This is a genomic window from Pseudoalteromonas sp. Isolate3 (genome assembly GCF_022398505.1).
Taxonomy (GTDB): Bacteria; Pseudomonadota; Gammaproteobacteria; order Enterobacterales; family Alteromonadaceae; genus Pseudoalteromonas; species Pseudoalteromonas apostichopi.
On sequence record NZ_JAKEVN010000017.1, the window covers coordinates 1 to 13283 of the forward strand.

Below are 13283 nucleotides of genomic sequence, written 5' to 3' on the forward strand. Positions count from 1 at the left end.
CTATTGTTCATTTTATGACGTAATGTAGGTATTACTATCTGGTCGGATGAGTTTATTATGAGCTTACGTACAAAATTAAAAAAAGTATTACCTAGTATTTCAATTACAGAACAAGAAGCGTTAGATGCGGGTGATGTTTGGTTAGAAGGTTCAATCTACCAAGGTAAACCTGATTTCGATGCACTTCGTGACGTGCCTGCAGCTAAGCTAAGCACTGAAGAGCAAGCATTCTTAGATGGCCCAGTGAAAGAATTATTATCAATGATTGATGATTCTGAAATTCAAAACGGTGTTCATCTTCCTGACTACATTCTTGATTTCTTGAAAAAAGAGCGTTTTTTCTCGCTTATCATTCCTAAATCATTCGGCGGTTTAGAATTCAGCCCTTATGCAAACTCTACAATCGTTGCGACTATCGCGACGAAGAGTTCTGCGGTTGCGGTAACCGTGATGGTTCCTAACTCATTAGGCCCAGGTGAGTTATTGCTTCACTTTGGTACAAAAGAGCAACAAGATCACTACTTACCACGTCTTGCAAATGGTCGTGATATTCCTTGTTTCGCACTAACTAGCCCAGAAGCGGGTTCGGATGCGGGTGGCATTCCAGATATTGGTGTTGTTAAACGTGGTCAGTTCAATGGCGAAGAAGTGTTAGGTTTAGAAATTACCTGGGACAAACGTTACATCACACTTGCGCCAATTGCGACAGTATTAGGTTTAGCATTCAAAGTAGTTGACCCTGATGGTTTACTAGGTGGCAAAGAAAACCTAGGTATTACCTGTGCGCTTATCCCTAAAGATCACCCAGGTGTTGAACTTGGTAATCGTCATGATCCTATGGGTATCCGTTTTTATAATGGTACGACACGAGGTGAAAAAGTATTTGTACCAATGGACTTCATCATTGGTGGTCAAAAGAACATCGGTCGTGGCTGGCAAATGCTGGTTAGCTGTTTAGGTGCAGGTCGTGGTATTTCGTTACCGGCGCTTGGTGTTAGTTCATCACAAGTAGCATTTAAAGGTGCTTCAGAGTACGCAGCAGTACGTGAGCAGTTTGGTCTTGCGATTGGTCAATTCGAAGGCATCCAAGAAAAGCTAGCTGATATCGCAGGTAAAACTTACCTTCAAGAAGCAATGCGTGTATTAACAACAGAAGGTTTAGGCATGGGCTTAAAACCATCTGTAGTTACTGCGATTGCTAAATACCACATGACAGAAATTGGTCGTAACGTGCTTGATTCAGCAATGGATATACAAGCAGGTAAAGCGATTCAAAATGGTCCACAAAACACATTAGCAAGTGGTTATGTTGCACAACCAATCGCAATCACGGTTGAAGGTGCAAACATTCTTACTCGTAACTTAATGATTTTTGGTCAAGGTGTAATGCGTTGTCATCCTTATCTACAATCTATGGTTGAGTCTATCCACAGCGAAGACAAAAATGCAGATAAAGAATTCAATAGCATTTTACGTAAAACAGTAGGCTACAGCGTAGCTAACAGCTTACGAGCTTTCCGTTTAGGTGTATTACCGTTTACTGCGGGTGCTAAATCGTCACTACCCGAAGTACGTGAATACGAAAAAGCAGCGCACAAACTATCTGCAAAACTTGCAGTTTATGCTGACTTCTCGTTATTGGTACTTGGCGGCAAACTTAAACAAGCAGAAATGTTATCTGCACGTTTAGGTGACGTAATGAGCTTCTTATACGCTGCTATGGCATCAATTAAATATTACGAGCAAAAAGTAGCAAGCAGTGAACGTGAACAAGCTGCGCCTTATTTCCACTATGCGACTCGCTTTGCACTACAAAGCGCTGAAGAAGCATTGCATAAGTTCTTAGATAACTTCCCTGCAAGTGGTACTCGTAAGTTTATGCGTTTCATTACGATGAACTACTCAATGAAAATGCCTAAGATCAGCGATGATTTAATTCGTGAACTTGCAACTCAAGCGCAAATGGATACCGCATTTAAAGCGCAAATCACTCACTTGGTTAACCCAATTGAAGGTGATGGTCATTACATCAATGAGCAAGCGTACAAAGCAAAAATGGCGTGCCTTGATTTACTTAAGAAAGTTAAAAAAGCACTGCGTGCTAAAACTATTAAGCCGGGCGTTCGTTTTGCAGAAACGCTTGATAATGCACTAGTTGCAAGTGTTATCAACGAAGAAGAGTACGCAAAACTGATTGATTACAACAAGAAACGTGAAAAAGCGATTCGTGTTGATGAGTTTGACTTTGATATGAACTTACTGGATGACAATGCAAAGCCAGTAAACCCACTTAAAAGTGTGGTAAACGAGTAATTCAACAATGCAAGTCCTGAGCAGTATTAGGACTTTATCTTCGAAAACCCGTGTTTAGCACGGGTTTTTTATTGCCTATAGGCCGTTGTGCCAGTAGCTAATTTCACCTACCATTGCCATCAGTTTATATAAATTACAGAGCGTTATGGATCTTAGGCAATTTGTTACATCTCACTTTTCAAACATTACAGGTTTGCAGCAAGCGGCATCAGTATGGAGCGGTTGCGGTGAGATTATTCGTTGCCAAATGGATGGTACTGCAGCGGTAATTAAAGCGATTGAAGTGCCTAGCCAGATCAATCATAGTCGTATAAAACAAAGTGATTTTGCGCTTGCCAGAAAGCGCCAATCTTACTTAGTCGAATTTAATTGGTATCGGCGTTACGCTAAGCAATTACCCCATGAAGCTGCGGCTATCCACTGCATTGAGGCAATACAAGAGGGCAGTAAGCAAGCGCTGGTGTTTAGTGATTTCAGTGCACTTGGCTACCAGCAAGCAAGTGCTACATACAGCGACATTCAAGCAATTATAAACTGGCTTGCACATTTTCATGCTTTTCATTTAGCAAGCTCTGCTGGTGGACTTTGGCCGCGAGGTAGTTACTGGCATTTAGCAACACGACCCGATGAGCTACAGCGTATGAGCGATTTAAGCTTAAAAGCGCAGGCACACGCTATTGATACTGCGTTGAGTGAGTCACCTTACCAAACGTTAATTCATGGTGATGCTAAGCTTGCCAATTTTGCTATTTTGCCACAAAACCAGCACGTTCTTGGCTATGATTTTCAATACGTTGGCAAGGGAATTGGGGTGATTGATGTGATGTACTTTTTAGGTAGTTGTTTAGATGATGCAGCATTAAAATCAGTTGCAGATGACTATTTAAATCGCTATTTTGATACCTTCACACAAGCACTAAAGCGCTATCAACCGAGTGTCAATCCTGCGCATGTCGTTAGCAGTTGGCAAGCGCTTTGGTGTTACGCATGGAGCGATTTTTATCGCTTTTTAGCAGGTTGGAGCCCTGATCATGCAAAAATAAATGGCTACATGCAGCAGCAATTTGCAACGTACCTAACAAAAATAAAGGAATAACAATGAATAAGCCAATGCGATTTGCCATTATCGGCTGTGGTGCTGTAACCGAACTGAAAAGCGGCCCTGCTTATCAACAAGCAGAAGGTATTGCGCTTATTGGGGTGACACGTCGCGACCTAGAAAAAGCCCATGATTACGCTAAACGCCATAATGTCGCAAAGGTGTTCACATCGCCAAGCGAACTAATTAACGATAACAGTGTTGATGCAGTATATATTGCCACGCCGCCAGATAGCCATAAAGCGTATGCTCTTGAGGTTGCAGCGGCAGGTAAACCTTGCTGTATTGAAAAGCCGCTGGCACCGAGTTATCAAGATAGCCTTGACATTGTCGCAGCGTTTAAAGAGGCTAAACAGCCGCTATTTGTGGCTTATTATCGCCGTTCGTTACCGCGCTTTAATCAAGTTAAACAGTTACTAGAACAAGGTGTTATTGGTAAGCCTCGTCATGTTAGTTGGCATTTAAGTAAAGCTCCTAACGCCCTTGATTTATCGGGTGAGTATAACTGGCGCACAGATCAAAACGTGGCACGAGGTGGTTACTTTGACGATTTAGCCAGCCATGGCCTTGATTTACTTGCCTACCTTTTAGGTGATTTTAATAAGGTGCATGGTTTATGCGCTAATCAACAAGGCTTATATTCAGCATTCGATGCTATTACCGCGCACTGGCAGCATCAATCTGGTGTTACAGGCACCGGGAGTTGGAACTTTGCTTCAGCAAATCGTTTTGATGATGTGATGATTTATGGCAGTGAAGGCGAGCTTAGCTTTAGTGTTTTTGACGAAAAGCCGATTGTGCTTAACAATGCACAGGGTGCACAACAGCTCGTAATTGATAACCCTGCACATATTCAACAATATCATGTTGAAAACATGGCGAACTATTTTCATGCTCAGCAACCCCATCCATCAACTGGTGAAACTGCACTACACACAAGTTGGGTTATGGAGCAGATTTTATCGGCTTAGTGCTCAAACGCAGCATTGAAGGCATTTACTATTTGTGTGTTTTCACCTTCATGAAATAGCGCCATTAGGCGCTCACTAATTAAAGTGCGTACTTTTTCTGTTTTAAGCGCTTTGTCGAACAGCGCGATTGCTTGTTTGCCGACCTCTGTTGGTGAGCAAGCAATATAACCAAACACCGCGGCTTTTTCTGGTTTAAGGCTGATATAGCGAATACTACTTAGATCCTGTGCTCGTTTATAACGGTTACTAAATATAGTTTGATATTCTAAAACGGCATCAATTTTATTTTGAAATAACATTTGTCCGAGCCTTGGTGCATTTCTTGCCCCATCGAGTATGAAAAAATGCTCATCATTTAAACGTACAAACTGATCAATCTCTTCTGAGTATGACCGACCTTTAACTATGCCTATTGTTAAATCGTAATGAAAAATAGCTTGTACTAGTGTGATTGAGTCTGGAATGGTGGGCTTATTAAATACCACTAGCTTATTAGGGGGAAAAGCCATTATTGGGTATTGGCTGAACACAGCATGGGCCTCGCGCTCAGGGGTTTTTAATTTATTATACAAGCAAGCATTATTCATCTTGCTTAATTGCTGCCATTCTCTTAACCGGCTTGCAGGTATAAAGCGCAGGCTGATTTCATCGCCTAGCTCAGTTGCAGCAGCAAGTAAGAACTTGGTGGCTTCATTTTTTGGATTACCATCATCTTGCGGAACAAAATCAGCCATAACTTGAATATCGAGTGTTTCACTGTGGGTAGGTAGGCAAAAGCTACAAAGTAGTATCGAAGTAAGGATAAACGTTTTCATTACTGCAGGGCCAAAAATAAATAAAGTGTTAAAGATTGCCGATACGTGTTGTTGCAAAAAAATTAATATTTGCAATGTCCTGTATGATTTTAGACCAGAACAAGAAATTAATGCAGTGAGTGTGCATTTTTTGCAGTCGAGAAGACTATTTTGCGCTAAAATAGGCGTAATTTATTTCATTTAGGTTCTACTTATGTCTATCCATGTAATTACTCATCCGTTAGTTCAACACAAACTTGGCCTTATGCGCGCACAAGGTATTAGCACAAAAAGTTTCCGTGAGCTTTCGTCTGAAGTAGGTACCTTGCTTACTTACGAAGCAACAAAAAACCTACCATTAGAAAGCGTGCAAATCACAGGGTGGGATGGTTCAACTTTAGATGTAGAGCATATTAAAGGAAAAAAAATTACTGTTGTGCCTATTCTTCGCGCCGGTCTTGGCATGATGGATGGCGTAATGCAATTATTACCTGCTGCAAAAGTAAGTGTGGTAGGTCTTCAGCGCAATGAAGAAACACTTGAACCAGTGCCTTATTTTGAAAAACTAGTTGGCAAAATTGATGAGCGTTTAAGTCTTGTTATTGACCCAATGCTGGCAACGGGCGGTTCAATGATCGCAACTATCGATATGCTGAAAAAAGCAGGCTGTAAAGATATTAAAGTGATTGTATTAGTGGCTGCACCAGAAGGCGTAGAAAAAACCCTTGCAGCGCACCCAGATGTTGAAATTTTCACAGCATCTTTAGACAGTCACTTAAACGAAAAAGGATATATTATTCCAGGCTTAGGAGATGCCGGTGATAAGATTTTTGGCACAGTGTAAGGCGCTCACGTGGAAAATCATCAAACATTTTCGTTAAAAACCATTCTAACAGGCGCGCAAATGCTGTTTGTAGCATTTGGTGCATTGGTACTTGTGCCGTTACTGACAGGCCTTGACCCAAATGTGGCTTTATTTACCGCAGGCTTAGGAACGTTACTGTTTCATGTGGTTACCAAAGGCCAAGTTCCTATCTTTTTAGCATCGTCTTTTGCTTTTATTGCACCCATTATCGCCTCAGTACAAATGTGGGGCATTCCTGCAACAATGGGCGGTTTAATGGTGGCAGGCTTTTGCTATTTTGCGCTTAGCTTGATTGTAAAGTTTAAAGGCGTAAATGCTCTGCATAAAGTGTTACCGCCTGTGGTTGTTGGCCCAGTTATTATGGTGATAGGTTTAGCCTTAGCGCCGGTTGCCGTGAATATGGCAATGGGTAAAGCTGGTGATGGCAGTGCGCAATTAGTTCCTTATGCGCAAGCTATTTGGGTTTCAGGTTTATCATTACTGGTTACGTTAATTTTTGCTGTTTGGGGCAAAGGTGTATTTAAACTTATCCCTATTCTCGCTGGCGTTATTGCAGGTTACCTTGCTTCGTTATTTATAGGTATTGTTGAATTTAGTGCGGTTACTCAAGCAAACTGGTTTGCTGTGCCGGCATTTACTTATCCTGAGTTTAAGTGGCAAGCTATTTTGTTTATGGTGCCTGTGGCAATTGCTCCGGCCATTGAACATATTGGTGACATGATGGCAATTAGCCAAGTAACAGGTAAAGACTATTTAAAGAAACCGGGTTTACATCGCACTTTACTCGGTGATGGCTTAGCAACCTCTGCGGCATCGGTTTTTGGTGGTCCACCTAATACTACTTACTCTGAAGTAACAGGTGCGGTTATGCTTACGCGTAACTTCAACCCTCGAGTGATGCTTTGGACTGCAATCATCGCAATTGTGCTCGCGTTTGTGGCAAAAATGGGCGCGGGATTACAAACTATTCCGGTTCCTGTGATGGGTGGCATCATGATTTTACTATTTGGTTCTATTGCTGTTGTTGGTTTAAATACCTTAGTAAAATCAGGTGAGGACCTTACTGCGCCTCGTAACCTGACTATAATCGCACTGATTTTAGTGTTTGGAATCGGTGGTATGCATATTGGTGGTGACGAGTTTAGTTTGCAGGGTGTGAGCTTATGCGCAATTTTGGGGATTATCTTAAATGCTGTCCTCCCCAAAGCAGTGCAACAAGCTGATTAGAGCTGAATAACTGCTGGAATATTGCACCAAAAAAGCGCATTAAATATGCGCTTTTTTTGTAACTATATAAAAAATAAGGAATTATAAAACTGGTCTACTAACTGCATTTATCTCTATGTCATACTGGTAGGAGCGATTATGCAAGAGGCAAATGTTGTGGATATTACCCCGTTTTTAGCGAAGCATCAGTTACCACTCAAGTATCAATACTTAAGTGAGCAGTTTTTTATACCCCTCGCGCACGATATCTTGAGCGCAAAAATGACCGGCCAACCTATGTTGGTGGCTATCAACGGCTGCCAAGGTTCAGGTAAAACAACTCTCGCTGATTTTTTAGTGACTTGGGTTAATAGTAATACCGAATTTAATAGCGTGTCATTATCAATCGATGACTTTTATTTAAGCCGTGATGCACGCAATGAGCTTGCTAAAGATGTTCATCCTTTGTTTGCGAGTCGTGGGGTACCGGGTACGCATGATACGCAATTAATGGAACAAACCTTATCGGCTTTGTTGGCAGGTAAAATGGATGTGCCACTACCTCAATTTGACAAGCTAACCGATGATCCTGTGCCACAATCGCAGTGGCCTAGTAACCAAAAACCGATTGATATCGTGTTTTTTGAAGGCTGGTGTGTAGCCAGTACACCGCAGCAACCTTATCAACTACAAACTCCAGTTAATGAATTAGAGCAACTAGAAGATGCCGACGGCATTTGGCGTCGCTGCGTAAATAGTTGCTTAGCGAATGAATATCAAAATGTATTCGCAATGGCTGATTACACCATTATGTTAAAAGCGCCTTCATTTGAAGATGTGTATGCTTGGCGGTTAGAGCAGGAGCATAAGTTAATCGCCAAAAAAGGCGAAGGGCAGGGTACTTTTGATGAACAGAGTTTAAAACGTTTTATCTCTCATTTTGAGCGTATTACGCGTGAAAATTTAGCAACCCTCGCGCAGAGTGTAGATGCTTTATTATTGCTCGACACAGAGCGTGACATCACTAAGATGGAACTACTCGCTGACCAAATTGCTCAGCCACTTATTTTTACTGACTTAGACGGCACATTGCTCGATCACGATAGCTACGAATGTGAGGTGATCAAACCATTTTTGGCAAAGTTGAATGATACCGGTGTCAATGTCATTTTTAATACCAGCAAAACCTTTGCTGAAGTCACTGATATTCAAAACGGTTTGGCTCATCATCAACCTTTTATTGTTGAAAATGGCGCGGCTGTTTACATCCCGAAAGACTATTTTAAAGTAAAGCCGATTGGCTGTGATGAATATCAAGGTTATTGGCGCTTCGCTATGACACAAAGTACCGATAAATTGCATGAAGATCTTAAACGATATGCGAGTGATTATAGTCATTGTGTACGCTTATTTAGTCAATTTAGTGCACAAGAAATAGCCGAATTAACAGGGCTACCCGTCGATAAAAGTGAACTGGCTTTACAAAGACAGTACTCAGATCCGGTTTGTTTCTCGGGCAGCGATGAAGAAAAACAAGGCCTGATAGATGCAATGAGCCAAGCTGGCTACGAAGTGCTTGTTGGCGGGCGTTTTATCCATTTAACCAAAGGTAACAACAAAGGGCTTGCACAAAAGTGGCTGTTAAATCAGTTTAAAAAAGCCTATCGCAATCCATTTACTGTGATTGCCCTTGGCGACAGTCAAAACGATGTAGCCATGCTAAAGGCGGCCGATACCGCCATATTAATCAATAACCCTGGCAGCCAAGTTCAATCACAAATACTACAAAAAGCCTGGCAGCTCAGCGAAAAACCAGCCCCTGCGGGTTGGGTTCAAGAAGTTTCTGCGTTAACTATCATCAAAGCGCGTTTTGCAGCAAAACAGGAGCAATCTCATGGCTGATTTCTATCAAAATGGCATTATCACTACGCTACACAATATTGCTGATCGCCCAGTAGAAGAACTAGAAAAAGAGTTGTTGGGCTTTTCTAAACAACGCCCAATGGGCCTTATATTACCCTCGCTTTACAGTGAGTTAGAAGGGCCAGCTTTGCAAAATATTATTGCTGAGCTGAAACATGTGCCTTACTTATCGCAAATAACCATTGGCCTTGATCGCGCCGACGAAAGCCAATATCGCCATGCACTGCAGTTTTTTGCAGAGCTTGATCAACACCATAAGGTACTTTGGAATGATGGCCCGCGTCTACAAGCCCTTGATAAAGAACTTCAAAAGTTAGGTGTTGCGCCACGAGAATTAGGTAAAGGCCGTAATGTTTGGTATTGCATGGGTTATAAACTCGCCACCTCAAAAGTGGAATCAATTGCATTACATGACTGTGATATATTGACATACGATAGAGCACTTTTAGCTCGCTTGATTTACCCTGTTGCTCATCCTCGTTTTAACTATGAGTTTTGTAAAGGGTTTTACCCTCGCACTGCAGAAGGCAAAATCAATGGCCGTGTATCTCGTTTATTAGTTACGCCATTACTGCGTTCATTTAAAACGATCTTGGGCAGTAGTGATTATCTAGAGTATATGGATTCGTTTCGATATCCATTAGCTGGAGAGTTTTCATTCCGTCGCGATGTACTCAACGATATCCGTATTCCAAGTGACTGGGGCTTAGAAATTGGCGTGTTATCAGAGATGTATCGCAATTACTCGCATAATCGTTTATGTCAGGTTGATATTGCTGATAACTATGACCATAAACATCAAGACTTATCACTAGGCAATCAAGCTGCGGGCTTGTCGAAAATGTCGATTGATATAACTAAAGCTCTATTCAGAAAGCTGGCTACTCAAGGGGTTACTTTTACGAGCGAAACAATTCGTTCATTAAAAGCAACGTATTATCGTATCGCCCTCGACTTTATTGAAACATATCACAATGATGCGCTTATGAATGGTTTAACATTGGATATTCACCAAGAAGAGAAAGCCGTTGAAATGTTTGCACAAAATATTATGAATGCGGGTCAGCATTTTCTAGAAAACCCAATGGAAGCACCATTTGTGCCGAGTTGGAACAGAGTAGCCTCGGCAATGCCAGATGTATTTGCTCGCTTAGAAGAAGCCGTAGAGCTTGATAACAAAGAATATATTTAACGGGGAAGGCACGTGACTTTAGAGCTACTCCAACAAAGGGTTATTCAGCATTTAACCTGCATCTACGGCGAGGTTGAACTATCAACAACGCTTGAACAACTCGCAGACAGATTAATCGATACCATGTTAGGTGATGATCCTGTTCGTGACCCAACGCCACATAAAAACCGTTGGGATGAGCAAGATATGATTTTAATCGCCTATGGTGATTCGATTATTCGCCATGCTAACACGGATGAAGCGGTTGCTAAGCCTGAAGAGCCGCCTTTGCATACCTTACATCGCTTTGTAAAAAACCAATGCTTGCCTGAACTTAATGCATTACACATTTTGCCATTTTACCCGTATAGCTCAGATGAAGGCTTCGCGGTAATGAACTATGTGCAAGTGAATGAAGCGTTAGGCAGTTGGCAGCATATCCGCGATATTTCGAAGGATGTCAGGTTGATGGCTGATTTAGTGATCAATCATTGCTCTAGCAGAAGTGTTTGGTTTGAAAACTTTATTCAAGGCAAAGAGCCTGGTAAGAGTTATTTTAAAACAGCAAGCCCGAGTGACGATCTTGTTCAAGTTGTTCGCCCGCGAACATCGCCTCTTTTACAAGCGGTTGAAACAAAAAACGGTTTGCAACATGTATGGTGTACGTTTAGCCACGATCAAGTCGACTTTGATTTTGCCAACCCAGATGTGCTCAATGAGTTTGTCAGCATTATTCGTCATTATTTAGATAATGGTGTACGAATTTTCCGCCTCGATGCGGTGGCATTTTTATGGAAAAAGCTGAATACCCGTTGCATTAACCTACCAGAAACTCACGAAGTGATCAGATTACTTCGCACCCTGATAGAGCATTTTGAGCCTAACGTGATTATTATCACTGAAACCAATATTCCAAACCGCGAAAACCTCTCTTATTTTGGTAATGCCAACGAAGCACATTGTATTTACAATTTCTCATTACCGCCTTTGCTATTACATACCTTACTGAGTGGCGATAGCACCGCATTAAAGCACTGGATGATGAGCATGCCACCCCCTCAAGAAGGGACTGCATACTTTAACTTTATAGCATCACATGATGGTATAGGTTTAAGGCCTGTCGAAGGGTTATTGGAGCAAAGTGAAATTGCCGAAATGGTCAGTACCACGGCTAAATATGGCGGTAAAGTATCATTACGTACCGCACCAGATGGCACCAACACCCCTTATGAGTTAAACATCGCATTGTTTGATGCGCTGCAAGGTACCCATAAAGGCCCAGATAAATGGGGGGTTGCACGCTTTTTATGTGCGCATGCCATTATGTTTGCACTTGAAGGTATTCCAGGTTTGTATATTCATAGCTTACTCGGTACTACCAATGATTATGAACGCTTTGAAAACAGCCAACATAACCGAGCGATTAACCGTCACCGCTGGCAAGAGTCAGATTTACTTGCCAAGTTGAGTAACGAAAATGCTCATCATCGTACTGTGTTTAAAGCGATGAAAAACCTAATGGCTATTCGTAAGGCACAAAGCGCTTTTCACCCTAATGCAACACAATATACATTACATTTAAGCGAGGGGTTATTTGGTTTTTGGCGACAAAGTATCAACCGTTCGCAAAGTATGTTTTGTGTTTATAACATCAGTGACGAGACGCAAACTCTTACTCTTGCCGACTTAAATTTGATTGGTACTGAGCAGTGGCGTGATTTAATCAGCGGTGAGCAAATTACCGAGCAGACAAAAACCATGTCGCTAACCCCATACCAAGCTGTATGGCTCAGCAATAAATGAAGGCAGGCACTGTAAATGCCCTTTACAGTGCGCTTTTTGTTGCCTCTAAGAGAAGAGATTCAACACTAAAGGGGAGGGCATTTTTATGCGCCTTACTGAAAACGCGAAAGTTAATTGCCAAGTTATCACTGTGAATTTGTTCAACGAGTTTAAGCGTTTGTTCGTTATGTTGACTGAAAATGGCCACTTTTTGATGAATAGGTCCAGAGGAGTGTTTATTCAGTAAGTCATGAATATTCACCACTGCTAAAGCCCCCAGCGTAACATGACCACCGATAGTGACGTCTATTTTTTCTGCTACAGCTCGAAGCGGCCAGTTAATTGCACCAACTAATACTTCTTTGCGTTTGTTTAATTCATCAAGCGCAGCAATCGCTCCTAAGGCCATAGCATCGTTGGCTGCCCAAACAATATTAATGGTTGGTTGATGGCTAAAAAAGCCAAGGCTATGACGATACGCTTGTGTTGCTGACCAGTTGGCAACAGTTTTCGCCGTGATGTGCGTATTATCATGCGTTAATATACTTTGTTTTAAACCTTGCTCCCTATCAAGAGCTGCATGAGTGGTGTAATCGCCATTTATCGCAAAAACATTAGCAGCTTGTTGACTATTTTCAATCAGCTTATTGGCAAGAAGTTGCCCCGCTTGTGTGTTATCGGGTACCACGCTACCTGTGATATTAATACCATGATCAATCAATCTTTTTAGTTCTTTTTCAGATGGGCGGTTAAGTAAAAAGTAGATCGGCGTAGAAGTGTGTTCTATGCTCAAAAGATGTTGGGTTAGCACGCTTTTCTCATCAACTAAAATCAGCATATCTGGCTTTGCTTTAATCGCTTTAGCCACTAATGACTTCATTTCAATATGATTTCGGTTGGCATAATGAATCGTTAAATCGAGATCAAAGTCTTTGGCAGCGTCACGCATCATCTGCGACACTTCAAACCAAAACGGGCCCGTGACATTAGTATCGGCATGGCCAGGATTTATAAAAATAACACTTTGCTTGGCAAATACACTCGGTAAGCAAAATAGGCAGATAGTGAAAAATACCGTTTTTAGCATGGGTAAGTTAAGTTAATTGACTGATTTGCCCTAGTATATAACTTGAATTGATAGGTTTTAAGTAATGGATTG

General features: G+C 41.7%; 10 protein-coding genes. 8 read left to right on the forward strand and 2 right to left on the reverse strand.

Going from position 1 to position 13283, the window contains the following annotated elements; all coding sequences use genetic code 11:
* Window positions 1–57 precede the first annotated feature (57 nt).
* The 3 genes from L1D46_RS05775 to L1D46_RS05785 all read left to right on the forward strand — a co-directional run bounded on the left by L1D46_RS05775 (window position 58) and on the right by L1D46_RS05785 (window position 4383).
* Entirely contained in the window at window positions 58–2313 is a 2256-nt protein-coding gene (locus tag L1D46_RS05775; protein ID WP_130052737.1) for an acyl-CoA dehydrogenase, read from the forward strand.
* Between the two features lie 145 nt (window positions 2314–2458).
* On the forward strand, window positions 2459–3409 hold the full coding sequence (locus L1D46_RS05780) for a phosphotransferase (protein WP_130052736.1): 951 nt from the start codon (window positions 2459–2461) through the stop codon (window positions 3407–3409).
* A gap of 2 nt (window positions 3410–3411) precedes the next feature.
* A complete protein-coding gene (locus L1D46_RS05785) occupies window positions 3412–4383 on the forward strand; it encodes a Gfo/Idh/MocA family oxidoreductase (protein WP_130052735.1) in 972 nt (323 codons plus the stop codon).
* On the opposite strand, the gene L1D46_RS05790 is transcribed toward L1D46_RS05785, so the two are convergent.
* Window positions 4380–5198, reverse strand: coding sequence for a hypothetical protein (locus L1D46_RS05790; RefSeq protein ID WP_130052734.1), 819 nt, complete (start codon window positions 5196–5198; stop codon window positions 4380–4382). The two genes, L1D46_RS05785 and L1D46_RS05790, sit on opposite strands and share 4 nt — an antisense overlap.
* 193 nt (window positions 5199–5391) lie before the next feature.
* Between L1D46_RS05790 and upp the strand changes: the two genes are divergently transcribed.
* The 5 genes from upp to L1D46_RS05815 all read left to right on the forward strand — a co-directional run bounded on the left by upp (window position 5392) and on the right by L1D46_RS05815 (window position 12145).
* The gene (gene upp / locus L1D46_RS05795) at window positions 5392–6021 is read left to right on the forward strand and encodes a uracil phosphoribosyltransferase (protein WP_130052733.1); all 630 of its coding nucleotides are present in this window, start codon (window positions 5392–5394) and stop codon (window positions 6019–6021) included.
* Between the two features lie 9 nt (window positions 6022–6030).
* Entirely contained in the window at window positions 6031–7269 is a 1239-nt protein-coding gene (locus tag L1D46_RS05800) for a uracil-xanthine permease family protein (RefSeq protein ID WP_130052732.1), read from the forward strand.
* Between the two features lie 138 nt (window positions 7270–7407).
* Window positions 7408–9150, forward strand: a complete 1743-nt coding sequence (locus tag L1D46_RS05805) for an HAD-IIB family hydrolase (RefSeq protein ID WP_130052731.1) — start codon at window positions 7408–7410, stop codon at window positions 9148–9150.
* On the forward strand, window positions 9143–10363 hold the full coding sequence (locus L1D46_RS05810; protein WP_130052730.1) for a glycosyl transferase: 1221 nt from the start codon (window positions 9143–9145) through the stop codon (window positions 10361–10363). The genes L1D46_RS05805 and L1D46_RS05810 overlap by 8 nt, the downstream gene beginning before the upstream one ends.
* Window positions 10364–10375: 12 nt before the next feature.
* Window positions 10376–12145: a sugar phosphorylase gene (locus L1D46_RS05815; RefSeq protein WP_130052729.1), complete on the forward strand. Its 1770-nt coding sequence runs from the start codon at window positions 10376–10378 to the stop codon at window positions 12143–12145.
* Between the two features lie 22 nt (window positions 12146–12167).
* On the opposite strand, the gene L1D46_RS05820 is transcribed toward L1D46_RS05815, so the two are convergent.
* Entirely contained in the window at window positions 12168–13211 is a 1044-nt protein-coding gene (locus L1D46_RS05820; RefSeq protein ID WP_130052728.1) for an ABC transporter substrate-binding protein, read from the reverse strand.
* Window positions 13212–13283 lie beyond the last annotated feature (72 nt).

What these genes read in the sequence shown, in the direction of transcription:
- L1D46_RS05820 (WP_130052728.1), bottom strand. Translation starts at nt 13,211, where the DNA reads ATGCTAAAAACGGTATTTTTCACTATCTGCCTATTTTGCTTACCGAGT.
- upp (WP_130052733.1), top strand. Translation starts at nt 5,392, where the DNA reads ATGTCTATCCATGTAATTACTCATCCGTTAGTTCAACACAAACTTGGC.
- L1D46_RS05805 (WP_130052731.1), top strand. Translation starts at nt 7,408, where the DNA reads ATGCAAGAGGCAAATGTTGTGGATATTACCCCGTTTTTAGCGAAGCAT.
- L1D46_RS05785 (WP_130052735.1), top strand. Translation starts at nt 3,412, where the DNA reads ATGAATAAGCCAATGCGATTTGCCATTATCGGCTGTGGTGCTGTAACC.
- L1D46_RS05810 (WP_130052730.1), top strand. Translation starts at nt 9,143, where the DNA reads ATGGCTGATTTCTATCAAAATGGCATTATCACTACGCTACACAATATT.
- L1D46_RS05775 (WP_130052737.1), top strand. Translation starts at nt 58, where the DNA reads ATGAGCTTACGTACAAAATTAAAAAAAGTATTACCTAGTATTTCAATT.
- L1D46_RS05780 (WP_130052736.1), top strand. Translation starts at nt 2,459, where the DNA reads ATGGATCTTAGGCAATTTGTTACATCTCACTTTTCAAACATTACAGGT.
- L1D46_RS05790 (WP_130052734.1), bottom strand. Translation starts at nt 5,198, where the DNA reads ATGAAAACGTTTATCCTTACTTCGATACTACTTTGTAGCTTTTGCCTA.